The sequence below is a fragment of the Sphingobacterium deserti genome (assembly GCF_000757725.1).
Lineage (GTDB): Bacteria > Bacteroidota > Bacteroidia > Sphingobacteriales > Sphingobacteriaceae > Sphingobacterium > Sphingobacterium deserti.
Map to the genome: position 1 here is coordinate 23,378 of NZ_JJMU01000019.1, position 25,032 is coordinate 48,409.

At 44.2% G+C, this 25,032-nt stretch carries 20 protein-coding genes; 12 read left to right on the forward strand and 8 right to left on the reverse strand.

Going from position 1 to position 25,032, the window contains the following annotated elements; all coding sequences use genetic code 11:
• Positions 1-123: 123 nt before the first annotated feature.
• The 6 genes from DI53_RS05480 to DI53_RS05505 all read right to left on the reverse strand — a co-directional run bounded on the left by DI53_RS05480 (position 124) and on the right by DI53_RS05505 (position 7,496).
• Positions 124-1,152 (reverse strand): glycoside hydrolase family 18 protein, encoded by a 1,029-nt coding sequence (locus DI53_RS05480; RefSeq protein WP_037496404.1) that lies wholly within the window; start codon positions 1,150-1,152, stop codon positions 124-126.
• Between the two features lie 668 nt (positions 1,153-1,820).
• Positions 1,821-2,837 (reverse strand): threonine aldolase family protein, encoded by a 1,017-nt coding sequence (locus DI53_RS05485; protein WP_037496406.1) that lies wholly within the window; start codon positions 2,835-2,837, stop codon positions 1,821-1,823.
• 40 nt (positions 2,838-2,877) lie between these two features.
• Complete coding sequence (locus DI53_RS05490; RefSeq protein WP_037496408.1) at positions 2,878-3,810, reverse strand: carbohydrate kinase family protein; 933 nt, start codon at positions 3,808-3,810, stop codon at positions 2,878-2,880.
• A gap of 83 nt (positions 3,811-3,893) precedes the next feature.
• On the reverse strand, positions 3,894-4,631 hold the full coding sequence (locus DI53_RS05495; protein ID WP_037496410.1) for a hypothetical protein: 738 nt from the start codon (positions 4,629-4,631) through the stop codon (positions 3,894-3,896).
• Between the two features lie 73 nt (positions 4,632-4,704).
• The gene (locus DI53_RS05500; RefSeq protein WP_037496413.1) at positions 4,705-6,024 is read right to left on the reverse strand and encodes an MFS transporter; all 1,320 of its coding nucleotides are present in this window, start codon (positions 6,022-6,024) and stop codon (positions 4,705-4,707) included.
• Positions 6,025-6,056: 32 nt separating this feature from the next.
• The gene (locus DI53_RS05505; protein ID WP_037496415.1) at positions 6,057-7,496 is read right to left on the reverse strand and encodes a mannitol dehydrogenase family protein; all 1,440 of its coding nucleotides are present in this window, start codon (positions 7,494-7,496) and stop codon (positions 6,057-6,059) included.
• 185 nt (positions 7,497-7,681) lie between these two features.
• Between DI53_RS05505 and DI53_RS05510 the strand changes: the two genes are divergently transcribed.
• From DI53_RS05510 to DI53_RS05560, 11 genes are all read left to right on the forward strand, one after another.
• Complete coding sequence (locus tag DI53_RS05510; protein WP_037496418.1) at positions 7,682-8,701, forward strand: LacI family DNA-binding transcriptional regulator; 1,020 nt, start codon at positions 7,682-7,684, stop codon at positions 8,699-8,701.
• 316 nt (positions 8,702-9,017) lie between these two features.
• Positions 9,018-9,614 carry an RNA polymerase sigma factor gene (locus DI53_RS05515; RefSeq protein WP_037496420.1) on the forward strand — a complete coding sequence of 199 codons (597 nt, stop codon included), beginning with the start codon at positions 9,018-9,020 and terminating at the stop codon, positions 9,612-9,614.
• A 103-nt stretch (positions 9,615-9,717) separates the two neighbouring features.
• Positions 9,718-10,890, forward strand: coding sequence for a FecR family protein (locus DI53_RS19530; protein ID WP_052072089.1), 1,173 nt, complete (start codon positions 9,718-9,720; stop codon positions 10,888-10,890).
• Positions 10,891-11,003: 113 nt separating this feature from the next.
• Complete coding sequence (locus DI53_RS05525; protein ID WP_052072090.1) at positions 11,004-14,456, forward strand: SusC/RagA family TonB-linked outer membrane protein; 3,453 nt, start codon at positions 11,004-11,006, stop codon at positions 14,454-14,456.
• A 10-nt stretch (positions 14,457-14,466) separates the two neighbouring features.
• Positions 14,467-16,062, forward strand: a complete 1,596-nt coding sequence (locus tag DI53_RS05530) for a SusD/RagB family nutrient-binding outer membrane lipoprotein (protein WP_052072091.1) — start codon at positions 14,467-14,469, stop codon at positions 16,060-16,062.
• A 95-nt stretch (positions 16,063-16,157) separates the two neighbouring features.
• The gene (locus DI53_RS05535; RefSeq protein WP_037496423.1) at positions 16,158-17,381 is read left to right on the forward strand and encodes an aminotransferase class V-fold PLP-dependent enzyme; all 1,224 of its coding nucleotides are present in this window, start codon (positions 16,158-16,160) and stop codon (positions 17,379-17,381) included.
• A gap of 17 nt (positions 17,382-17,398) precedes the next feature.
• The gene (locus DI53_RS05540; protein WP_206537998.1) at positions 17,399-18,712 is read left to right on the forward strand and encodes an amidohydrolase/deacetylase family metallohydrolase; all 1,314 of its coding nucleotides are present in this window, start codon (positions 17,399-17,401) and stop codon (positions 18,710-18,712) included.
• A gap of 24 nt (positions 18,713-18,736) precedes the next feature.
• Positions 18,737-19,195, forward strand: coding sequence for a nuclear transport factor 2 family protein (locus DI53_RS05545; RefSeq protein WP_037496426.1), 459 nt, complete (start codon positions 18,737-18,739; stop codon positions 19,193-19,195).
• A 4-nt stretch (positions 19,196-19,199) separates the two neighbouring features.
• Positions 19,200-20,489 carry an MFS transporter gene (locus DI53_RS05550; protein ID WP_037496428.1) on the forward strand — a complete coding sequence of 430 codons (1,290 nt, stop codon included), beginning with the start codon at positions 19,200-19,202 and terminating at the stop codon, positions 20,487-20,489.
• A gap of 10 nt (positions 20,490-20,499) precedes the next feature.
• Positions 20,500-20,970, forward strand: coding sequence for a RidA family protein (locus DI53_RS05555; RefSeq protein ID WP_037496445.1), 471 nt, complete (start codon positions 20,500-20,502; stop codon positions 20,968-20,970).
• Positions 20,963-21,901 (forward strand): RraA family protein, encoded by a 939-nt coding sequence (locus tag DI53_RS05560; protein WP_081939392.1) that lies wholly within the window; start codon positions 20,963-20,965, stop codon positions 21,899-21,901. Before DI53_RS05555 ends, DI53_RS05560 begins: the two co-directional genes overlap by 8 nt.
• A 147-nt stretch (positions 21,902-22,048) precedes the next feature.
• Here the strand turns inward: DI53_RS05560 and DI53_RS05565 are convergent, their stop codons facing one another.
• Positions 22,049-23,140, reverse strand: a complete 1,092-nt coding sequence (locus DI53_RS05565) for a Gfo/Idh/MocA family protein (protein WP_037496450.1) — start codon at positions 23,138-23,140, stop codon at positions 22,049-22,051.
• Between the two features lie 316 nt (positions 23,141-23,456).
• Between DI53_RS05565 and DI53_RS05570 the strand changes: the two genes are divergently transcribed.
• Positions 23,457-24,227, forward strand: coding sequence for a hypothetical protein (locus tag DI53_RS05570; RefSeq protein ID WP_037496431.1), 771 nt, complete (start codon positions 23,457-23,459; stop codon positions 24,225-24,227).
• 49 nt (positions 24,228-24,276) lie between these two features.
• Here DI53_RS05570 and DI53_RS05575 read toward each other — a convergent pair whose 3' ends face one another.
• A complete protein-coding gene (locus tag DI53_RS05575; protein WP_037496452.1) occupies positions 24,277-24,909 on the reverse strand; it encodes a flavodoxin in 633 nt (210 codons plus the stop codon).
• Positions 24,910-25,032 lie beyond the last annotated feature (123 nt).

Sequence of the window (25,032 nt, forward strand, 5' to 3'; positions counted from 1 at the left end):
ATATTGGAATTTAGTCTTTTCTCGTGTTCAGAACACAGTAACAAAAAATCACAAATAATTGAAGCAAAGTGGCCATTTAGAATTTAAAACGACCACTTATGCTTAAGAAAAACAATTTACCGGTTACCAGTCTTTTGTGTAGCGATGAGTTGTATCAAAGACTAACTCGTCGTCAAATAAAATAGAAGCGATATTTTGTAAGGCAGGCATCTGATTGGAAGAGAAATTTGCACGATTTGGATCGAAAGCAAATATCATATGTGCTCCATAGCCTCCAGATCTAAGATTGCTAAGCGCTGTTGTTGTCGGATATCTGCTCAAGTTGTATTCGCCGGATGACATTCCCCAACCTGACCGGGGTAAGCCCGGGTATAGGTTGCTTAAATCGAAAGAACCTAGGTAATCATGTAGTGCATAATCAACATATTCGCCGGCCTGAGCTTGAGGTATTGCATTCGCACCGCCGAAATTGCCGGTTAAACTATATACATACACCATCACTAGCTTTTCAGGCATTGCCAACTTTGTTTCATAGCATAGACGTGCTGCCGCCTGATAAGATGGCGTAACGAAACCAGCGGGTGCCGGCGTTTCATACCTGGAGTATTCGTCGTCGAAAAAAACACCATCTAGATCATAAGTGGCACATACATTGCGAATCTCCTGCGCGAAATCGCGTGCCGTTTGTTCGTTAAGATTAGCAACACCTGATCGGTCATGATTACCTAAAATACTAAGGATAACTTTCATTCCCTTATCTTTAAGCGGCTTGAGGTATTTATCTTTATTTTCTAATAAATGGGTCACATTCTCATTGTGGGTAACGCGTACTTCCCCTGTCTCCTCATCGTAGTTAATATTCGAAGAAAAAAGGATAACCATATCCACCAGCGGGTTCCCACTGTTCTTCAATGTTAAACTCAAATTGTTTAATGGATTCGTATTATTCACCTCCATACAGCTCACGATCTTGATGCCGGTAGATTTATCCGTGGATGCAACACTTAAGTCATTCTCACTGGCTTTAATAAGGGATTCTTCGGCTGGCGTCATCTGGAGCACATCTTGTTTACAAGAGAAAAAAAATAACACCAAAAAACCTAGACAAATGTTCATGATTTTTGAGGAGTTATCAATAGTTAAATAGTTCATAATATTGATTTTTAAGTTCTTATACTTTATTATTATTAAACAGTAGCACCCATATCAATACCCAATATTGGAACAGGAGTTAATTTCAAAGGTCATATATTTATCTTATTCGTTAGAATTAACAGACCACTCAATTTCCTGCGCTTACTTCGACTCGCGCACCTGATTTCAAAATTCACAACCATCGACAGCAACCTTAAAACCTTAAAATCAATTCAATAACATATTACAAGCATTGATACCTGCTGATTTGAATTTTGCAAGTCACCGCCCAACAGCAAATGCAACCTTGTATATTATATGTAATTATTTATTTAAGTGATTCATATTAATTCTTTTAAAACACGTTTGATTAATCCAATATTATACATAAACCAAACATAACAAATATTTTACAATAACATATTAACTTAAGATGATTTTTTAATAAAAAATTAATAATTCAATATAACTTAACTTACCAAGGTTATGATTAAATGTCAATTAACGAAGTATAGCTCAATAAACATTTAAACATTATTAATTTGCTATATTAAAAATAACTTTACCCCATTAACCAACAACCCCTAATTTTGTCATTATGGAAGTTTGGAGATCTTTGTAGAAACTAAAGATTTTGCTAGGATATACTTTTATGGGGCATACCTAAATAGGAAGTCACATTGGCTTTAAAATTTTAATTTATCTGCCAACAGTTGTAAATGTTGATCGGTAATGTCCAGGTGTGTAACAAAGCGTACGAGATACTTATCAAAAGCCACACAATGGATGTCATTTTCCTTCATTTTGGAAACGAAGGATGCTGCATCCATAGCGTCGCGCAGCTCGGCCATGATAATATTTGTGGCTACCGGATAACAGCCTTTCACATGCGAATTTCGTGTTAGCATCTCTGCGATATCCTTTGCTTTCCTGTGGTCATCTTTTAACCGATCCACGTGATTATCCAGAGCATATATACCCGCCGCCGCTAATGCGCCAGCCTGTCGCCATCCCCCACCCATCACCTTACGGAATCGACGAGCTTTGTGAACCAACTCATGCGAGCCAATAAGTACCGAACCTACCGGACAGCCCAACCCTTTTGACAAACAAATGGAGATACTGTCAAACTCTTTGCCGTAGTCTTTTGGCGTTTGTTCAGTCTCGACCAATGCATTAAAGAGGCGTGCACCATCTAAATGCAGGATAAGTCCACGATTTTTGCAAACCGCTTTAATCCGTTTTATTTCCTCAAAATCATAGATACTGCCGCCACCCTTATTCACTGTATTTTCCAAGGAGACAAGTTTCGTGATAGGCTGATGAACATCATGCGGATTGTTAATGTTTTGCTCTACCATTTCGGCAGTTATCCTTCCAAGATTGCCATCTAGCGGCCTTACCGAAGCGAAAGCATTTAACGCTATTCCACCACCTTCATACAGGTAAATGTGCGCGAGCTTGTCACAAATAACTTCATCTCCTGGTTGCGCATGCACGCGAATAGCCAGTTGATTCGTCATGGTTCCTGTAGGACAAAACAAAGCCGCATCTCGTCCAAACATGTCTGCTACTTTGGCTTCGAGTTTATTGACGGTAGCATCTTCGCCATAAACATCATCACCAAGTTCGGCAGCTTCCATAGCGGCACGCATGCCCGCAGTAGGCAAGGTTACCGTATCACTTCGTAGATCAATTTTCATAGTCATCAATTTTTATTTTTGAACCAACCACCTATCCCCACTAGATGTCCGTAAAATCAAGTGCTGTTACTTTATGTTGATCACGGAAATCTAAAAATTCATTGAGCGTATATTCCGGACAGGCACCCTCCTTAGCAGTAATAAAAGCACCCAGTGTTACCGCATGCTGCATAGTCTGCTCGGCGGTCGTCCCCTGTTCTAACCTCTTTGATAAAAACCCCGCTAAAAACGAATCTCCGCTGCCCACTGTATCCTTTATTACAACAGGGACCGTCGGATACAAATAGAAATTATCACCACGAGCATACAAAGCGCCTTTACTCCCCTTAGAAATAATAACCTCTTGTAAATTGAAGGTATCTTGCAGATAACGGATACTATCCTTCTCACTGCTGTATGCTTTCCCCATAAAGTCTAGCATCATACGAAGTTCAGCCTTGTTGAACTTTGCTAAATCTGTCTTATACAATAAATCTTTGATAGTGTTGACATCGTAAAACGGATCACGCAGGTTAATATCAAACACATTGTATTTGCTAAGTTCAAGCAAGTCGAATAATGTATCACGAGATACTTGATTTCTTGTTGATAGTGTCCCAAACACTAAGGCATCCGCCCTGTCCACAATATTTTGGTTTGCGACGGTTTTCTCAATAAAATCCCAGGCTACATTTTCTACTATATCATAATGGGCGTCATTGTTTTCATCCATATGGGCGATAACAGTACTGGTAGGATAGCTTTCATGAATTTGTAAACCTTTCGTCGTCATTTTCCAAGCGTTGAGTTTATCCAGCACTTCCGCACCTAAATCATCCCGTCCAATCGCACTTAGCATCGTCGCATCCATACCCATTTTAAAGAGATGGTAAGCTACGTTAAACGGAGCCCCGCCAATCCTCCGTTTGTTATTAGGGAATATATCCCACAACAACTCTCCAAAGCAAGCTACCTTGATCTTATTCTCCTGCATAATATTGTTTTATATCTATTTTATATGACAATTACTGTCCATCTATTTACGTAGTACATTTGCTCTGCAGCACGGGATTTTTGCTAGAAAGAATAGGCTTGTACAGAAAACTGTAAGAAAGCACGGTTATCTACTGGATTCCACATGCCCCATAAGCCTAATGGCAACACAATATCTCCCACCTTAAGGTTTCTGCTCAGCATAAGACTAATCTCATTGAAACCTGCATTTCTGGAGAAAAAATTCGATTCCTCACCTTCTCCGTTATTTAGTGCAAAGCTATAACCTAAACGTCCTCGAACTTCAATCTGCTCATTTTTCAATATCGGATACTCTCCAGATACGAACGTAGAAAACTTGTTTTTGGAATTATTAAGATCTCTATCTCGTCCAAACACAACGGTGTTCCAGCTTAATATTAACGGAACAGCTTCACTTAAAGTATAAAATGTCCTAAAATCAAAAAAGCGCCCCGTTTCGTCATTTCTATAGTTAAAAAACTCGGTATTGTTATAAGTGGCATCCGGTGAAAAGTTATAGATATCCCATAGCTCCACAGCGAAGCGTTTATGTTTATAGCCAATAAAGTTATTAAACTCTTTATATGATCCGCTGGTATTGCCAGCGGCCCAGAAGCCACCATAAAAGTTTTTGTAATCAAGCTTTACATCGCCCGTATAAATGAGTCCGGATGCGACTTCAATACCTCGCCAAAGGTGATTATTTCTGAACTGTAAAGAAGAATGCAGTTCCTGTCCAAAAAGTGCAACTGATCCCGCCAGCCACAGGCATAGCATGGCCAATAATCTAGCTTGTCTCATTAAAAATAGATTTTAATAGTAAGAAAATACATTATACGTTGTCGCCGGTAGGCGATAAAAGAAGGTGTTTGCCTTAGTCAAGCATATCCTTAGGACGAATGCGTGAGCCAAACAAAGCGTAGGCCAGCATCAGCAATTCGCAGACCACCGTCAACGTCCATGTCCAGCGCCATGAGCCCAAAATATCTGCTAGGCCTCCCTGAATAAGTGTGAACACAGCGCCCCCGAAGACTGCTGAGATGAATACACCGGAAGCTTTGGACGTGTACTTCTTTAAGCCTTTAATAGATAGCGAATAGATACAACTCCACATCGAGGAGTGCAACAGACCTATAGCAACTAAAAACCATAAGTTTTGGGTGATCATCGCTATAATCGCAAGTATGGTAGCTAGAATGGTGGTGGTTATCAATTGCGTTTTGGCTGATATCTTGTTAAAGAAACTGGATATCGCTCGGCCAACAAGGAAACCTCCCCAATACAACGTAGAGAGCAAAGCATGTATACCAAGATCCATTCCGCCAATGATGATATCTGATTTACCGAAGAAAGTAAGCGGGTGGCCCGATTCCATAAGTTCAAAAGCGTGCAGATTTATATTTGCGCCAATAGCGACTTCCGTTCCTACATAGAAGAATATGGCTAACACACCGAGTACAAAGTGTCGAAATGACCAAATACTGCGTTCCAACTTCTCACCATCCACGGCTCGCGTATTGGCAATATCTGGAATGTTTAGATTCTTCGTGATTAGCGTAACCAACAATACACATAGCACAAGCCCAGCAATAGGCAGTATCAATTGCTTAATCTCTATACCGGCGATGGAAACCCCGCCAAACATTACAGCGGTCACAAAGAAAGGTGCGGAAGTTGTACCGATAGAATTAATCGCCGTCGTGATATTCAGTCGCTGGACGGGCTGCGTTCCTGGCAATTCATACGAAGCGACATAAGGATTGACCACTACTTGGATCACAGCGGCTGAAGTACCCATAAGATAGGATCCGATGACAAAAATAATGAAGCCATAAGGAATGATTGTTTCGCCCAATTGTAACACAAGATGTGTATGTTGAGATCCGATCCATGATGAAATTAAATACATCAGTAAGCCCGATATCATAAAGAACAAGCCCCTTAGGATGGTACTCTTATACCCCAATCGATTGACCCATTTACTGGCCAATGTACCATTCAGCAAATAGCCCAAGAAAAAAAAGAAAGTGATTAACGTGGTAAACGTATTCTTTAATTGGCCCGCGTCAGCAAGAAAGGTAATTTTTAATGGTGCCTGTAATTGCTCGTTTACAGTGGTCAGAAAGCCCACAATGAAGTATATAAAAGTCACCGTAGCAAATGGCAAAATGCTATTACGTGTATTCGATGTCATAACCTATAGATTTATTTCAAATAATAAGATGATTAGTACGATGTTGATTGATTAGCTAAGACATTTCGCATGCCCTCCCTTTTTATACGATCTACATAATTGGTATATAGTGTGGAAAATTCACTATTATCTGTTAGATTTAAATGCTTAAATGGTGGGATTGCCAAAAAAGCAAGTGGATCCTCGTTCTGTATAAGATCTAAATCTTGCTGTGTCAGCCAGGGTTCATTGATCTCGTATGTTGATCCGGAATCGTCCTTCAAGCAGGCAAGGTAGTGTCGGTACGCTGCAATGAGTATAGCGACCCTTGTTAAATCCTGCCCTGCTGCTATCATTTTTTTAAGATTTGGAACGATATAGACCGGAAATTTAGAGAGTCCGTCACCGCATAAACGACTCACCTGGTCGCTTACGGATTTGTTTCCGAAACGTTCGAGCAGCGTTTGTTTGTACTCCTCCAAATCCGTTCCCTGCGGTGCAGGTACGTGCGGGGTGATATCTTCATCCATAAATTTCTTTATGAATGCACGTACATCATCATCCTGCATGGCTTCGTCCACCTTGCGGTAGCCTTTGAGCATAGACGGGTAAGACAACAACGTGTGGGAGGCATTCAGCAAACTAAGTTTCATGTTTTCAAACGGCTCGACATTGTCGGTAAATTCCACCCCTACCCTTTCCAACGCAGGCCTTCCGGCAATAAAATTATCTTCAACGACCCACTGGATAAAGTCCTCACAGTAAACCGGAGCTTTATCCGCAACACCACTTTTCTTATTCAATCGCTCTACATCCTGCGCTGTCGTCGTTGGCGTTATGCGATCTACCATACTGTTTGGGAAAGTGACGTTATCGCTAACCCAAGTTGACAAATTCTCATCCTGCTCCGCGATGAATGTGGTAAAAGCTTGTTTGGCGGCTTCGCCATTGTGTTGCAAGTTATCGCAGGACAAGATGGTGATCCCCCCCGCCTGGTTAGCGCGACGGCGCCGTAAACCTTCTGCAATAAAACCAAATACTGTCTTGGGTGCTGAAGGACGCTGCAGATCATGCTCTACAGCATCGTTATCCCAAATAAAACTTTGCGTTGATTTGTCTAGGTTATAGCCGCCCTCGGTGATCGTCAGCGTGATGATTTTAATAGCAGGATCAGCAATCTTATCCAATACAGCTTCAGGCTGCTCAACAGCCCACAACAGTTGCTTAATGGAATTAACCTCATGCACTTCGTCTTGCCCGTCACGACCACATACAGTGAGGGTATAGCGCAAACCCTGTGCTGTAAGATTGTGAAACGTATTTTTGTCAGACGGCAGTAGACACACTCCACAAATCCCCCAATCCGCCTGGTCTGGATCGCTTAGCAGTTGATTGATAAAAAACGCTTGATGTGCGCGGTGAAAATTTCCTACCCCGATATGCAAAATTCCGCAAGGCACGCCTGAGTGATCAAAATTATGTTGATTTTCCATCCTATAACAATTTACCGGTTTATAATAAAATCTTACTGGTTAACCAAAACTAACGATAAGCCACATTATTAAAAATTGAAAATCAATATTATAGACATGGGAACGATCCCAAAATTAAGGGAACGATCCCAAAATCACATTCTTATACTTACCTTTGAGTAAATAATTAAGCACAGAGAAAATTTATGAAGCGCATAACTATTAAAGATTTATCTAAATACCTGGCCTTATCAACATCGACGATATCGCGGGCGTTTGTAGACGATAAACATATTCATCCGGACACAAAGCGAACGGTACTGGAGGCCGCGCAGAAGCTGGGCTATCGCCCTAATCCTATGGCGCTTAGTTTAAAATATGGGAAATCGAAAAACATTGGGTTCGTGGTGCCGGAGATGACGACACCATTTTCCTCTACGGTGTTACGAGGCGTGCAAAATATACTGTATCCATTGGGCTATCGGGTAATCATTATGCAATCGGAGGAAGATCCAGAGATAGAACGAAAGAATCTGTTGCTTTTGGAAGAATTTAATGTAGACGGTATTATTATCAATCTGTGTCATGAAACCTATAATCAGGCTAACTATCAGCACGTCATGCAGCGCGGCATCCCTATGGTTTTCTTTGATCGTATTCCACCCAATGCCTTAGATGTTTCCAAGGTTTTGGTCAATGACGCTATAAAAGCCTCCCTGATGGTGGAGCATTTGATCAGTATTGGAAGAAAGAGGATTGTACACCTTCGAGGTCCTGCCAGCATACGCAATGCCGAAGAGCGCGTTAGTGGTTACCGCCGCATCTTAACAAAATATGGACTGTTTGATCCAGCACTGCTTGTAGAACCAAAGGGCATGCTGTTTCAGCATGGACGTGATGCAGCTAAAGAGCTGGTAGAGAAAGGTATTGCTTTTGATAGTATTTTTGCGTTCACAGATACCTTAGCAATTGGCGCTATGAATTATTTACTAGAAAAGGGTTACCGCATACCTGAACAGGTCGCGCTTGCAAGTTTCTCGGGAACAGAAATGGCTACGATAGTACACCCGCCGCTGTCCAATGTCCAACAACCCCTGGTAGAAATGGGGGAAACCGCAGCGACATTGGTTATGGAAAAAATTAAAGATCCAGATGTCGCAAGTAAATCGGTCACGTTAGATGCTAAACTCATCTATCGAGCATCGACATTGGGAATGCCCGTGTAAAGGAATTCTATACGATCAGTAGCTTCTTTTTGTTCAACCTATAAAGCGCCGATTTCTCTTACCCAACCGGCAGAAACCCAGAAAGCTTACTCGACGGTCATATCTCTATACGTTGATGGACGATAGCTGTAAATTTTCAAATTAAAAACTAAAGGCAACACATGTAAAACCATTTAGCGAATTATTATACCCTCAAGCGTAAAAAAAGTGCAATCGTTTACATTTTCGTTTTATTTTTTTAGATTTACATTGGTCAACGCAAAAAACCGACTGCTCCGGCAGCTACTAAACTAACTAACCAGCAACTTCGATCTGTATGAATGAAAGAGAGCTACAAGAAGGGATAATGCATGGCAAGCAAACTGCCTTTTCCTTATTTTTTGACAGATATTGGAAGGAATTTTATGCTTATGTGTATCGCATCCTTCAGGATCAGGAAGAAAGCACTGATATCTTGCAGGACACTTTCGCTGCATTATGGGAACAACGCGAAAAGTTAGGCCAAGTGCAGTCTATCAAGGCATATGTTTATACAATCATCCACCACAAAGCTGTAAAAAGCATAAAAAACAATATAAAACTTCGTCATTTAAAAGATGAATTGGGTAAATATTTCCCGAGTCATGACGACAAGCTGGCGCAAGAAGTAAACGCCCGAGAATTGGCGGCCCTGATCAACGAAGAAATACAAAATCTTCCTCCACGCATGCGCGAGATTTTTTTATTAAGCCGAAACGAATATTTATCGTACCGAGAGATTGCTGAACAACTTTCCATATCAGAAAATACCGTAAAGAAACAAGTAAGCTTGTCCATAAAACAGCTTAAGCAAAGAATTGACGCTGTCTATTTAACAAAATCCGTCAGCGCCGTTAGCATTTGCAAAGCACTAACTTTACTAGACTCACTATAATTTTTCCACCTGTATTTCAGGATCTTATATATTTTTTCATTTTCACACTACTACTTCTTTCCCAAAAAGAACACCTACTGGCATACTAACACCATAACTGCCAATGCACCGCCCTGAAATAAACGATATACTGGAAAAGTATGTGAACGGAACTTGCACTACGCAAGAACGTGAATTAATAGACTTATGGTTACTCAAGCGTGGGCATAATGAAAAAGTTCTGGTTAACGTAGACCATGATCACAACTTAAAACAAAATCTTTTTGCACAGATCAATGCATTGGAAGACTTGCCACTGCATATCCAAGACGCGGATCGCCGCCCTTCTTTTTTACGCGTTATTCACCGTTATAAAAACTATATCCTTCCCTTGAGCGCCGTCGCCGCGCTGATCTTAATCTTCTTTGGCTTGCCTCGCCATAGTGAGATACAGCAGGCGAATAGGGTGGTTAACGTGCAAACACGTGAGGTAACAAGCGCAGCAGAAAATCCGACAGCATTTAAGATTAGTACGGCAGAGCGTGACTATACGATTGATGAACTACCGGAAAATATAGAACTTCATATTGGCAACGCTTATGTTATGAAGCGTGGCGATAACAGCCTTCATTATCGCGCAGACAATCAAGCTGCGGATGAATTATTAACCTACCATACTGTCAGTGTTCCGGCGGGGAAAGACCTGAATCTTTACCTTGCAGATGGCTCCAAAGTATGGGTTAATACCAAAACTGTTTTGCGGTTTCCTACCAGCTATGCCGGGAAAAATAGAATGCTCTATCTATCTGGCGAGGCATTTTTCGATGTAGCTTCAGACAAAGCTCACCCCTTCATCGTAGCTGGAAAAGGCATGCAGGTGAGCGCCACGGGCACGCAATTTAACGTGCGTAACTACATCGACGAAAAGCAAAGGAGCACAACCTTGGTCGAAGGCAAAGTCGATGTCGATGACGGAAATCGGGTGGCAAAACTATCGCCAAACCAGCAATGGCTTGCGAAACAGAAGGACACGCGTGTGCGCAATGTTGATGTCGCTAATGTGTTAGGGAGCAAAGATGGCTACTTCGTTTTCGACAAACAGAATATTCGCGAAATTATGCACGAAGTTTCTCGTTGGTATGACATCGAGGTTAATTACCAAGGAGAAATTACCGACAAAGAATTTGGCGGAACATTTTCCAGAAAACGCAGCCTTGAAGAATTACTAGACTACCTCAGTTCACTGGGTGGATTTTATATGAAGAGAGAAGGAAGGAGGATTACGATCATGTCATAATATATCATCCTAAATGTAAAAACCGGAAGTGCTCCAACACGCCCGGTTCAATACACAGCATAGAGCTGCTATTAGGTCAAACAATTGCGGTAACAATTCTAACTAACCTATTCATGCAAATATACAATTATTTTGCTGCCCTAAAAAGGGGTAGCCAGCGATCTTTTTATCTAACTAATCTGATCATAACCGTGAAACTATGTATCGCCATGCTCATCTCTGTCGTGCACGTGCATGCAGCAGTATTTGCGCAAAAGGCCACCATCCAAGTGAAAAATGAGTCATTGGAAAAAGTCTTCACCAGCCTGCGCAAACAAACAGGATACGATTTTCTGTATGTATCTGCCGACTTAAAGGGTACGAAACCAGTGACCCTAACTTTTGTAAACTCACCTATTAACACTATTCTGCAGGCTGTTTTTGACAAGCAACCGGTTACTTATACCATAAAAAATGATATGGTTTTGGTACAGCGGCGGTCTGTAGCTCCAAAAGCGACTGTTCGACAAGACAGCACCGTCCGAAAAATATCCGGTGTGGTAAAGACTCCAGATGGCAACACGCTAGGCGGAGCATCTATCACCTTGCAGGGAGGTAAAGCCGAGAGCACCCTTACAGATGCGACCGGAAAATTTACCATCAACGCTCCTGTTCATTCCACAATCTCGGTATCCTATGTGGGTTATAAGTCAATGCCCGTTGCTGTAGGTGAGCAAACCTGGTATGATATCGTGCTGACAGATTCTTCAAGTATGCTTGAAGAGGTGGTCGTAGCAGCTATGGGGATACAACGCAAACGGAAGACCTTAGTTTACTCGAGTGCGGAGATCAGCGGATCCGCGCTGAATGAAGCCCGGGAAACCAATGTCGCCAATGCACTGACGGGCAAGATTGCCGGTGTGGACGCGACGCAAGTAGCGGCAGGGCCTGGCGGATCCAGTCGTGTTGTCATCCGGGGAAATGGATCTCTAAACAGCAACCAACAGCCTCTTTATGTCATCAATGGTATTCCGATGAACAATAACAACAAAGGCGGTGGTACGAACACAACTGGGCTGAATATAGACCGTGGGGATGGAATATCAAGCATTAATCCTGACGATATTGAATCTATGACCGTGCTTAAAAGTGGGGCAGCTGCGGCGCTATACGGTAGCCAAGCGGCAAATGGCGTTATTTTGATCACCACTAAAAAAGGTGCCGCCCGACAAGGTATTGGCGTAGAGTTTCGTTCAAACGCCATGATCGGTACGCCTAGTGCCTATCCAAATTACCAATACCAGTATGGATCTGGGAACGATGGAGTGAAGCCAACCACGCAGGCCCAAGCGTTGAGCGCCGGACGCTTATCTTACGGTGCGCCGATAGACGGCTCGTCTGTTGTTCAATTTGATGGCGTCTCTCGGCCCTATTCCGCTGTGTCCGTGCGCGATAATATCAATAGCTTTTACAGACCTAGCGTAGACCTGACCAACTCGCTGGCCTTCAGCGGCGGCTCAGAAACTATAAACTACCGGGTTTCGCTTTCCGACCTGCGTTCACAGGCACAGACACCAAATTCCACATTTAAAAGAAAAACGGGCAATCTTAGCCTGCAATCTAAGCTTGGGAAAAACGATTTCCTAAAATTGGAATCTACCATCCAATATAATCGGGAAGACCGAAACAATATTGCCGGTGTTGGTTATGCCGAACGCAATCCATCTTGGGCAGTCTACCTGATCGGGAATACAGTCGATATCAATTCCCTTCGTCCCGGCGCGAATGCCGAAGGTAACGAAATCCCGTGGAACCCAGTTCCTGCGGCACCCAATCCATGGTTTGTTGTGAACAACACGGGCAACAGCGATGATCGGGATCGCTTCATTGGACAGTTTTCTGCACAGGTGGACCTGATGAAAAATCTGTATGTCCGCGGAACCATCGCTCGCGACTGGGAATCCATCGATTACATGGACTATAGCCCGATCGGGACAGCATTCACGCCGCGAGGATTGTTTAACTCCAACCAAGAGCAAAATGTCAAAACAAACTATTTGGGGATAATTAATTACACCTCGGACTTTTCTGAAAATTTCGGCTTTACGGCCTTGTTAGGCGGGCAGGCAGATCGCAATGCTTACACATTTAGTGCTATTAACGGAAGAGAATTTATCGTCCCGAATTTTATCAGTTACACAAACTTATCCATATTGGATAACCCGAGCCGGATAGACACGCGTTTTGGCACCAATTCAGTTTTTGGCCAAGCGGATTTTAACTATAAATCATTCCTGAATCTAACGGTAACCGGACGGCAGGATTGGTTTTCAACATTGAACAGAGAAAACAATGCCATCTTTTATCCTTCTGTTGGCGGTAGCTTCATTCTGTCTGACATCGTCACGCTGCCTTGGAAGATGAACTTTCTGAAACTACGCGCCAACTGGGCACAGGTGGGCAGCAGTAATGTGGGGCCGGGCGATGTGATCCGTATGTATCAAATCCGGACGGGTGGTTTCCGCGGTACCACCGTGCAAGACGGTAGCAGTGAACTCATAGACGTAAATCTTAAACCCCTCACGGTAACGACATCCGAAGGTGGTTTCGAGATGAATTTCTTCAATAACCGTTTAGGAATAGATGCGACCTACTATAGTCGAATTACCACGAATGACATTCTAAAACCCAATATATCACAAACGAGTGGCTTTCTATCCGGCTTTATCAATGCGGGCAAGATCAGCAATAAAGGTGTCGAACTGATGATCACGGGTACGCCTATACGAAGAGATAAGTTTCGCTGGAATATTACCTACAACTATGCGTATAACCAAAGTAAAATCGTTGAGCTTGCGCCTGGGCTAGACTTTGTGGAAGTAGGAACAGGCATCTCGGGCGCCGTACGCATACTCAACGCTGTTGGCCTGCCATACGGTACTGTTCGCGGTTGGAAACTGCTGAAAGACGAACAGGGCAGACAGGTTTACAATGCTACGAGTGGCTACGAGGAACGCGTTGAGGCAGACCTTGGTATTGCCAATCCGCCGCACACCATGGGATTAAATAATCAATTCCAATATGGCGATTTTTCGCTTAGCTTTCTCTTTGATGCAAAATTTGGCGCTGTGGCCTTCAATAACATGTGGACCTACGCCATGCGCTTTGGTTTAACGGAGAGCACGCTACCGGGCCGGGATAACCCGAATGGACTTACGCTGGAAGGTGTAGATCGAGATGGAAATCCCTTCAGCAAAACTTGGCCGAAGGAGCAACTGGACACCTATTACAACAACCGTGGCGCGATGTATTCGGAATTACAAACGTTCAGCACCGACTTTGTCAAATTACGCGAGCTGGTTTTCAGCTACCGCATCCCTGCCAAGAAACTTGGTATTAAGGGCATTGAATCGGCCAGCATCGGGATCGTCGGCCGAAACTTAGCCATCCTCTACCGAGACAAGGCAGTGCGGGCGGCAGGCCTTGACCCCGAAATGCAGCAAACGGTAGGCAATGCCACAGGCACAGCCGGGACAGGCGAGCCTAGAACAAGAAATTTCGGATTCAATTTGAGTGTTACATTCTAAAGCTATCACAATGAAAACTACGTATATAAAACCTATCAAAAACCTTTTCTTTGGTCTTTTTGCGGTTGTCGCTATTAGCAGCTGTAATCCGGAGTCATTGACCGAAATGAACAGGGACGTCAACCGCATCGATGAGGTCATTCCTGAATACATGTTTACGGGTGCATTGCTGGATCTTCCACAACACAGCTATACGGTCATCGCACAAGGTGTACAATATTTCTCTACCTATAAAGAGGTTGCTGGCGTGGGCGATAAGTACTATAGCTTTAACGGTACGGAGGCACCTTTCTTTTACTATACTGGCACCACCGAGAACAACCTGTGGATCGGCAAACTCAATCGCCTTTATCAAATACAAAAAGAACTGGATAGCCAAGCCGAACAGGGCATAGACAATACAAACAAACTGGCATTGGTGCGTATCCTGAAGGTGTATTTCTATCATCAGCTTACGGATGTAGCGGGCGATATCCCATATTTTGAAGCCCGACTTGGGGAGCGAGGCACTTTGAGCCCCAAGTATGATACACAAGAAGCCATCTACAATGATCTGCTGAAGGAGCTTGATGAGGCGGCGTCTTCGCTTACCGCTAATAGCCCTAGCTTTGGTAGCGCCGATCTTTTTTTCGCAGGTGACATCGTCAAATGGAAGAAGTTTGCTTATACGCTGATGCTTCGCCTGGGCATGCGATTGACAAAAGTTGATCAAGCTACGGCACAAACCTGGGTCCAACGGGCAATTGCCGGGGGCCCTATGAGCGAGGAAGGCGATATTGCATACATATCCTACTCGGCCAACCCTGGAAGTCTGAATTACAAGATCAATAGCTTGGTGAATGGTGACTACAACACGCCGGGCGGCGACAATGTCGAAGGGGGAAAATATGCGGCCACCTTTATCAATCACCTCAAAAGCACGGCAGACCCGCGTTTACCGGTTCTTTCCGTCGTATGGGTTAGAAATCCCGATGGTAGCTACCGCGCGGATAACAGCATCGCTACCCAACGCGGCATGATCAACGGCAGCCTTAACACATTCCCTTCGGATTTTGATAGCTATTCAGAGCCATCACAGCTTTACCTCAACACGTCTTCGCCCATCATTATTTTGGGCCCAGCGGAAGCCTACTTGCTTTTGGCTGAGGCTGCGATCCGTGGCTGGTATACGGGCAGTAGCGCCGCGGACGCCTATAATCAAGGGGTGCGCATGGCCATGAAGCAATGGGCACTTTGGCCCGACGTAGCACCGCACAGCGGACGAATTTCTGATCAACAGATCAACGCCTATCTCGCGCAAAACCCCTTCTTAACGTCAGGATCCTTTGATCAACAATTTGGCCAAATCAATACGCAGAAATGGGTAAGCCTTTTCGGTGACGACTATGAAGTTTTTGCTAACTGGCGCCGCACAAATTACCCAACGCTAATGCCGGTAAACTATCCAGGCAATGTTACGGGAGGCAAGATGTTCCGGCGTTTTTACATTCCACTGAATGAAAACCTTACCAACCGCGAAAACTATATGGAAGCCCTTCAACGTCAAGGATTTTCAGAATTTACGGGCGACAACCTGACTACCCGGGTGTGGTGGGATGCAGAATAGCACCTTAAACCGCACACGATTTCTTTAGTCCGGCGGCACGTACAATTCGCCGCAGCGGGCTTCATTTTCATAAGTACAATAAAACTAATAAAGACATGCAAAGAAGAGACGTTTTAAAGTTAGTATCGGCTGCTTCCCTTATGGGCGGAGTATTAGGACCGAAACAACTGGCGCACGCTATAGATAAAAAAGCTGTTACAGCAGCATCACGCAATTTATTCAAAGAACTGGGCATCCGCACATTTATCAACGCCCGTGGCACCATAACGGCCATGACAGGTTCATTGATGCATCAGGAAGTCTTGGACGCTATACAAGATGGCGCGCAAGCATTTTGTATGCTAGACGAGGTTCAGGATAAGGTGGGCGAGCGCATTGCAAAAATGGTTCACTCCGAGGCGGCAGTAGTTACATCAGGCGCCTTCTCTGCGTTGACGTTGGGCCTAGCCGGAGTATTGACCGGAATGGACGAGCACAAGGTTCGCCAGCTCCCCCACTTGGAAGGCACGGGCATGAAATCTGAAGTGATCTGCCAAAAATCCCATGATATCGTTTACAATAAAGCTTTAACCAACACCGGCTGCAAGATGATCATGGTAGAAAGTGCTGCGGAACTGAAAAATGCTATAAACGACAAGACCGCACTTTTATTTTTCTTAAATATTGAGGCTGATAAGGGTCAAATTGGGCACGAAGAGTTCGTCAGAATAGGAAAGGCGCACAACATACCGACGATGATCGATATCGCAGCGGATGTACCGCCCGTGTCAAACCTTTGGCGCTTCAACGATATGGGTTTCGACTTGGTTTGTATCTCTGGCGGAAAAGCTATGCGCGGGCCACAGAGCGCGGGAATCTTAATGGGGCGAAAAGCAATTATTGATGCGGCGCGTCTCAGTATGCCACCCCGCGGCTTCAACATCGGTCGCGGCATGAAAGTGAATAAAGAGGAAGTATTGGGGATGTATGTCGCACTTGAAAAATTTGTTAATCAAGATCATGACGCCACGTGGAAAAATTGGGAGGCACGCACAGCTAAAATAGCGAAGCGTATAGAGAAGCTCCCCGGTATTCAAACCCTTGTATTCGTGCCTAAACTCGGCAATGTAACGCCTAATCTGGAGATCTCTTGGAAAGCTGATGCTTTTAAATTATCCGGTGAAGCGATCGCCGAGCAACTGCGAAAAGGAACACCATCCATCGAGCTGGGTGAAGTTAAGAGCAATTCGGTATCGCTTACAGTATGGATGATGAAACCTGGCGAAGAAGATATTGTCGCGGAGAGACTGAGCGAGGAACTGCAAAAAGCAAAAGCGTAAATCTTAAAAAGTACATCATGCATTATTCAATAAAAATAGCATCGCTGATGTGGATATTTTCCGTATTTGCATCAACAAATACGCTTCTCGCACAGGAGTATGACCTCATCATTAAAGGCGGACATGTGATCGATCCGAAAAACAAGGTTGACGAGGTTATGGATGTTGCGGTGAGTGATGGCACTATTGCCCGTCTGGCCAAAAACATCGATACGGCTCAAGCCGTGCAGGTGGTTGATGCCCGCGGGTTGTATGTAGTTCCCGGACTTATCGACATCCACACGCACCATTTTTGGGGAACGAAACTTGACCAAAACTACATGAATGGTCCTAGCGCTTTTCCGCCAGATGGCTTTACCTTTCGCAACGGCATTACGACGGTGGTTGATGCTGGAAGCTCGGGATGGACATCTTTCCCTGATTTTAAAAAGCAAACCATAGATTTATCTAAAACGAGGGTACTGGCTTTTCTAAATATTGTGGGCCAAGGAATGCGTGGTGGACCCTACGAACAAAATACGGCGGACATGGACGCTAAGATGTCTGCGTTAACTGCTCGACAATATCCAGAGCATATCGTCGGTTTTAAAGTTGCGCACTATGAGGGCTACGACTGGACGCCTGTGGAAAGAGCTGTAGAAGCGGGCAAACTGGCGGGTGGCCTTCCCACGATGATCGACTTCGGCGGAAGTACGCCCCCCCTCCCCATCCGGGAGCTCTTCATGGAAAAGCTACAGCCGGGCGATATCTTTACGCACGCTTTTGCCCAACTGGGCGCCCGCGAATACCTTGTGGACATGCAGACGGAAAAGGTAAAGCCTTTCGTCTACGAGGCGCGCAAACGAGGAATAAAATTCGATGTGGGCTATGGCGGCATCAGCTTCGCTTTTTCACAGGCCATTCCTGCTATACGTGAGGGTTTTTATCCCGACGCAATCAGTACCGATATTCATATCGGTAGCATGAACGGATCTATGAAAGATATGTTGACCGTGATGGACAAGTTTATGGCGATGGGCATGAGCCTGCAAGCGGTAATAGAAGCATCAACCTGGCAACCTGCTCAACTTATCAAACGCGAAGAGCTAGGCAATTTATCCGTAGGCGCTGTAGCGGATATCGCAGTGCTAGGTATCCGCGAGGGTAACTTCGGACTATTCGATTACATCGGGCACCGCATTACATCAAAAAAGCGCCTGGAGTGCCAGGTAACTGTGCGGGGCGGCAGCATTGTCTACGACTACAATGGGCTTGCAAATCCATTGAATGTAGATTTTCGGAAATACCTGCGTGAGGAAAACATCAGACGGAAGACAATGCGTGAACATTAACCTGCCTTATCAAACTGGAAGACTATGAAAAAGAACATATATCTTTTTTTGCTAACTGTCCTTTTGCAACAGGGCTGTACCGAGCACGACGAAACAACGGCGTCCAATACCGGACAAATAACCTCCTCGGAAGTGACTAACGCGCTGGAAGAATTGCGACAAAACTTGCTATCATCTCAGGAAGAACGGCTTCTTTCATTAACGGCTCCTTCGTTGTCTTACGGACACTCCTCGGGGATGATTGAAAATCGAGATAGCTTCATCGCATCGCTAACTTCTGGTCGGTTTAAGTTTGAACAGTTGGAATTTTCGGATGTAGCTATCGAATTGACGGATCGCGCTGCTATTGTACGCCATACATTGACCGGACGCAGTGCTGATGAGGGCAAAGCCCCTGGGGATGTGAACTTACATGTGCTCTTGGTATGGTATAAGGAAGATGGACAGGTACGCTTACTGGCTAGGCAAGCCGTAAAACTGTAATGGTATGAGGAACACAAACACACTATCGGCAAAACGTTGGTACCGGCTATTGCCGGTCGCGTTTATCACGTACAGTTTAGCTTATCTGGATCGTGCAAATTTTGGTTTTGCCGCCGCTGGAGGCATGGCCGAAGACATCGGTATCACGCCTGCGCTATCCTCGCTATTGAGCTCGCTGTTCTTTTTGGGTTATTTCTTTTTTCAAATTCCGGGTGCTTATTACGCGTCCAAACAGCGAGCAAAGAAGCTGATCTTTTGGTCGTTGATACTGTGGGGCGGTCTGGCGGCCGCCACGGGGATGGTGAAAGAAACGTATAGTCTTATTGCGATACGCTTTTTGCTAGGTGTGGTGGAAAGCGCAGTTATGCCAGCTATGCTGATCCTATTAAGCAACTGGTTTACTCAGCGTGAGCGTTCGCGGGCAAACACTTTTCTTATACTCGGCAACCCCGCAACGGTACTTTGGATGTCGGTAGCATCTGGCTATCTCATAGATTCACTGGGGTGGCGTTGGATGTTTATTATCCAGGGACTACCCGGAATCCTTTGGGCTTTTTGTTGGTGGCGATTAGTAGACGAAAAACCAGCCGCCGCCAACTGGCTGAGCGATAATGAGAAACGTGATCTAGAAAAAGCCTTGCACGAAGAACAAACGGCTATCAAACCCATCACGAACTATGGACAAGCTTTCCGCTCGCATAGCGTTATTTTGCTTTGCGCGCAATACCTGCTGTGGAATGTGGGCGTTTATGGCTTTGTCATGTGGCTACCCAGCATCATCAAATCGGCGCCGAATATTAGTATGGTGACAACCGGCTGGCTGTCTGCTGTACCCTATGTATTTGCTATTGCGGGGATGCTCGTTGCGTCGGTCTATGCGGACAAAGGAAGCAACCGGAAAGGCTTTATCTGGCCATTCCTGCTGGTAGGTGCACTAGCTTTTTTTCTGTCTTACTTGATCGGCTCCTCGAACTTTTGGGTGTCCTACATTTTACTATCCATAGCCGGTGCAGCCATGTATACACCATATGGTCCTTTCTTCGCCCTGGTGACTGAAGTTTTGCCACGCAATGTTTCAGGCGGCGCCATTGGCTTGATCAATAGCATGGGTGCGCTTGGGTCTTTCGGAGGTGCCTACCTGGTGGGCATTTTGAATGCCTACACGCAAGGATTTGGCAGCTCCTATCTTTTTATGGCTTTGAGTTTACTGGCGGCAACCATGCTGACATTACTTATCGGGCGGAAGCCTCGCGGACAGGCCGCGGAAACTATTCAAAAAAGTATAACAATTTAAATTAATGTATATGAAAACTACAACAAACGGACGTCGCTCCTTACTTAAAAAGATCGCTGCTTCGGCAACGGGAATCTTCGGCATGAGCTTTTTAGCAAAAGCAGAAGCCCAGATGGGGACTCCAGAAAAACAGGTTGGAAATATTACTACCGATCAAGAGATTCCGCTATTTTCCGGACATACCAAACAAGGCAATTTGGTATTTGTGGCGGGGAAAGGCGCTCATTTTAAAGGAGATGTTGCGGCACATACTAAGCATGTGTTAGATGAATTGGAAAAGGAACTGAAAAGTGCCGGCTCATCCATGGAGAAGGTATTGAAAGTTAATGTTTATCTGGCCGATCTGGCGGACTATGACAAAATGAACGAAGCATACCGTGGCAGGTTTGGCAAAAAACCTCCCGTTAGGACGACGGTAGCCACTTACGGCGGCGTACCGGGGGATTCGTTGGTGGAAATGGACTGTATCGCCTATGTATAGGTTTTCGAAAGCACTATTATGCGCGATGGTGTGCGTAGGCTGGCAAATGGCGCCCCACAATGTGGGGGCGCAAACCTTGCCCAAAGTAGAGTTGACATTTTTGACCTCATCCTGGACTGGTGATCGCTTCGAGGATGGACGGCCGAAAATCGCTGATGATTGGATAAATCGTGCGCGCGCTATTGGGCTCGATGATGCCTGGACTATCTTGAAAAACAAGGGATACAACAACCAATTTGTTGGAGGCTGGAAGCCGCTGCATACAGATAAGCCCATTGTTGGCCGTGCGGTAACGGCTACATTTATGCCAAGCCGCCCCGATGTCGATCAACACATCTTAACACGTGGACACGCGAATGGTAGACAGGGGAATAGCAATACCTGGCCTATCGAAGTACTGTCCATCGGAGATGTGTATGTGGCCGACGGTTTTGGCAAGATTGCCGGGGGAACATTGATCGGGCAAACGCTGGGTAACGCTATTTACAACAAAACGGGGAATGGTGTTGTCTTCGATGCTTCCGTGCGAGATCTGGAGGGGCTGATGGAGATAAAGGGATTCAATGCATTTGTGCGTGATTACCACCCTTCTTACTTGGAAGAGTCTACGTTGATGGGGCTCAATGGCCCTGCTCGCATCGGAGAAGCTATTGTTTTGCCAGGCGATATGGTATTGGCACAGCGCGAAGGGGTGCTGTTTATCCCTGCGCACTTGGTAGAGCATGTTGTCACCCGAGCCGAATTCATTTTGCTGCGCGATAAGTTTGGTTTTGAAATGATTAAGAAAGGAACCTACAACAGTGGTCAAATCGATAACCAATGGAGCGCCGAAATTAAATCATCATTTTTGAAATGGCTCCAAGAAAATCCAACAGATGTTAAATTGACAGAAAAACAGTTGGATGAAATCATGCAGGACAGAACCTGGTAATTTGTATGTAGCTTAAAAAACACGTGGTTCTCTAAAAAAGGTTACTGCGATAAGTAAAGAGGAAAATCAATCTTACATTTTTAAAAATGCAGATTGGTTTTTCTCGTCCCTACAGGTTAGCATTTAAGGGCTATCTATTGATGGCGTTTATTGGTTCAAATAAATTGTTTTGTGCTCAGCAGCAGATTTCAGAGCGGCATCTAAAATCGCAACGGTAATGACATTGACAGGCAATCCATAGCAATCAAATTGGTCCAACATTACTTTTCCTTTTACGACCGCCGCTAATACCGAAAAAGGATCGTCGAAAGGTGCTGCCCGTTGCGCAAGTTTCTCGGTATCCACGGTATTTTGGTTTTCCAAACGAGACAGGAGCGTGGTCGCATCAGCCGCGACGGCATAACCCTTCGTGCCGTAAATCTCCATATCTTTACGGGAGAAAGGCCAATTCCAAGAAGCTTGGATGACACATTGCACGCCTGGGTATTGCAAGATGATCGTTGCTTCATCATCAACCTGCTTATAAATAGCTGGCTTATTTTGATGCGTTACTGCGGTAACGGAAAGCGGCTTTTCGCCAGCCATCAGCCATGTCATCAGGTTGGCTCCGTAACAGCCAAAATCAATCAGCGCGCCAGCACCATTTTTCTCTGGATCTGTCAGTATTTCAAAAAATTCTTTGCTCACTCCTATCTCTTTCGGCCCCTGATGTCCATCATTCACCATTACTTTCCGAATATCACCTAACCGACCAGATTCCAACAAACTTTTAGCCTGCTGGTTGCTTTCATACCAGGATGTTTCGAAATTTGTCAGCACATGAATTTCATGCTTGTTTGCGAGCTTCTCTATTTCTATGGCATCCGCCAATGAGCTCGCTAATGGCTTCTCGACCATCACATGAATTTTCCTTGGCGCACATGCGCGAACCACGGATACATGCTCATTGACGGCACCGAAAGCGGAGACCGCATCGGGCTTGACCTGCTCTAACATCTTTTCCAAATCGGTAAAAAACATCGCTTTATCAATACCATATTGCTTCGCATAGCGATCAATCAATGCAATATTGGTTTCATAAATCCCAACCAGTTGCACATCATGCTTGTCTTTTCTGTTGAAGATCCAGTCGACGTGCCCATGACTGAGCCCGGCAACAGCGAGTTTTAGTCTGCTTTCTGCAAAGGTGCTGCAGGTAATCATGGTAAATACAAAACTTGAAATAATATATTTTATCATAGCCTTAGATTTCTCCCGGACTTCATTATCCAGATGATTGAGACAGGTCGGCACTGATAGGACAGCCTAATCCTATACAATATAAAAAAATATCCTGTAATCTTATGCCGCATGATGACTTCGGTAGTTTATAGCATTTTACAAGCTCTCACATCTATCGATATGACTTATTGCTAAGACACTCCATTTTTAAATTATCCGCAAGAATAATTTCTTTTAATAAATTTATTTTTTTTAAAAGTATAATCATTCTAGTTATTTTTGACATTGAGAGAAAGTATTGGTGACATTCGGGCAATCAAAAAATACGCTATAAATGAAAAAAATGCATAACAAAGGAATAACGCCAACTTTTATACCAGTCGGTGAAACCTCGGAAATTCTTAGCAAAGAGGAAAACAGTCATTTGAAAAAATCCAGAAACCCATCCCTCAAAACTATCCTAAAATTCGCGAAGGATATGGGTGTTAGCGGGCTCAAAATTATTCTTCTTGTACTATTTGCCTACGGTATTACGAATACTATTGTTATTATTTACACATTAGTACGTTTTTTAAGTATCGACTATACCTGGACAAATTTCTACGTGGTTTTATTTATGCTCTTTATCAGCTTTTGTTTTACTGCCTTAGCCTGCTTTCTTACCTATCGGTATGTAATTGCGCTGCTCATCTGGAAAGTGTATGAAGCTACGCTGGAGGAGCGCATCTCGATCAGTCAAGCTATTGTCAGGCAAGTAACGGAACTTTTCAGTGGCCAAAAGACGATCGAGGAGGGTCAATTGAACAATATGCTTAATTGGAGCCGATTAGTCTATACCCACTATCAGGCTGTACCCGTCTTTTTACAGTCGGGTATCACGCAATTGTTTAACAAAATTCCTATTGCCAAGTTTATTATCGAATTAAAAGACGACATTCTTCTCGGCAATTCAAGATTAGCCGCTGAAAAACTACAGGAGCAAATTTCTAATTTCTTCGGGGGAAATTTGATAGGAAAACCTAGCAACCGTCTTACATGGTGGTTCCTGATTTTAAACGCTGCATTGTCATACGAGCTAGCCACCCGATTGATAGCAGCTGATTAATGGTAAGCTAAAGGGCGTATAAGCTAATGGGCTTAGAGAGGATATCTGGTTATAGCGCGAATTTAATTTTCTGCAACCATTTTATTACTTCTGCCTGTACTTGCTTTTCTTTATCGCCCTTCATCACATACAATACGCCGTCACGTTCTACACCGCCCTTTGTCGAGAATCCGTCTAATACAGTACTGTTTGGGCAAAGCTGCTTAACAGTTTCGAAGCTGCTACCTATGCCGTAACCTGCGTTGGTATTAAAGGGCACTATTGTTTTACCACTTAAATCGTATTGGCTTAAGAAGCTTTTCATGGGCGGGGGCAGCTGCATTCCCCAAGTTGGAAAACCGATAAACACAACATCGTATTTTCCCATGTTGTCAATATTTGTTTCAAGCGGTGGCAAATAACCTCTGCTATTTTCTTCTGCTACTTGATCTACCATGGTTTGATAATGTTCGGGATATGGGGTTTCCAATTCCAGTGCCACCAACGTACCAGCGATATTTTTCTGGATAATATTAGCGACTGCCTTTGTATTATTGGTTCGAGACAAATAAACAATCAATGTTCGTTCTGGATTTATGCTTGCTTGCCCATTTTGATTGATATTTTCCTTCGCTGCTGTGCAGGATATAGATAACGTACATATCAACATCACGATTTGCGCAATCCAACTTCTTTTTCTCATCCTTGTATAATTTTCATCTTGATTTTTCAAATTGCTTCCTATTATCCGTTGTCAGTAATACAAAGTTGCGGCTAATTATTAGCTTCTCCCTTATACCAATCACGGTATGACTTACCATAATTA

Excerpts from the sequence above, each read along its gene's own strand:
- DI53_RS05480 (WP_037496404.1), bottom strand. The coding sequence starts at position 1,152 with ATGAACTATTTAACTATTGATAACTCCTCAAAAATCATGAACATTTGT.
- DI53_RS05485 (WP_037496406.1), bottom strand. The coding sequence starts at position 2,837 with ATGAAAATTGATCTACGAAGTGATACGGTAACCTTGCCTACTGCGGGC.
- DI53_RS05490 (WP_037496408.1), bottom strand. The coding sequence starts at position 3,810 with ATGCAGGAGAATAAGATCAAGGTAGCTTGCTTTGGAGAGTTGTTGTGG.
- DI53_RS05495 (WP_037496410.1), bottom strand. The coding sequence starts at position 4,631 with ATGAGACAAGCTAGATTATTGGCCATGCTATGCCTGTGGCTGGCGGGA.
- DI53_RS05500 (WP_037496413.1), bottom strand. The coding sequence starts at position 6,024 with ATGACATCGAATACACGTAATAGCATTTTGCCATTTGCTACGGTGACT.
- DI53_RS05505 (WP_037496415.1), bottom strand. The coding sequence starts at position 7,496 with ATGGAAAATCAACATAATTTTGATCACTCAGGCGTGCCTTGCGGAATT.
- DI53_RS05510 (WP_037496418.1), top strand. The coding sequence starts at position 7,682 with ATGAAGCGCATAACTATTAAAGATTTATCTAAATACCTGGCCTTATCA.
- DI53_RS05515 (WP_037496420.1), top strand. The coding sequence starts at position 9,018 with ATGAATGAAAGAGAGCTACAAGAAGGGATAATGCATGGCAAGCAAACT.
- DI53_RS19530 (WP_052072089.1), top strand. The coding sequence starts at position 9,718 with ATGCACCGCCCTGAAATAAACGATATACTGGAAAAGTATGTGAACGGA.
- DI53_RS05525 (WP_052072090.1), top strand. The coding sequence starts at position 11,004 with ATGCAAATATACAATTATTTTGCTGCCCTAAAAAGGGGTAGCCAGCGA.
- DI53_RS05530 (WP_052072091.1), top strand. The coding sequence starts at position 14,467 with ATGAAAACTACGTATATAAAACCTATCAAAAACCTTTTCTTTGGTCTT.
- DI53_RS05535 (WP_037496423.1), top strand. The coding sequence starts at position 16,158 with ATGCAAAGAAGAGACGTTTTAAAGTTAGTATCGGCTGCTTCCCTTATG.
- DI53_RS05540 (WP_206537998.1), top strand. The coding sequence starts at position 17,399 with ATGCATTATTCAATAAAAATAGCATCGCTGATGTGGATATTTTCCGTA.
- DI53_RS05545 (WP_037496426.1), top strand. The coding sequence starts at position 18,737 with ATGAAAAAGAACATATATCTTTTTTTGCTAACTGTCCTTTTGCAACAG.
- DI53_RS05550 (WP_037496428.1), top strand. The coding sequence starts at position 19,200 with ATGAGGAACACAAACACACTATCGGCAAAACGTTGGTACCGGCTATTG.
- DI53_RS05555 (WP_037496445.1), top strand. The coding sequence starts at position 20,500 with ATGAAAACTACAACAAACGGACGTCGCTCCTTACTTAAAAAGATCGCT.
- DI53_RS05560 (WP_081939392.1), top strand. The coding sequence starts at position 20,963 with ATGTATAGGTTTTCGAAAGCACTATTATGCGCGATGGTGTGCGTAGGC.
- DI53_RS05565 (WP_037496450.1), bottom strand. The coding sequence starts at position 23,140 with ATGATAAAATATATTATTTCAAGTTTTGTATTTACCATGATTACCTGC.
- DI53_RS05570 (WP_037496431.1), top strand. The coding sequence starts at position 23,457 with ATGAAAAAAATGCATAACAAAGGAATAACGCCAACTTTTATACCAGTC.
- DI53_RS05575 (WP_037496452.1), bottom strand. The coding sequence starts at position 24,909 with ATGAGAAAAAGAAGTTGGATTGCGCAAATCGTGATGTTGATATGTACG.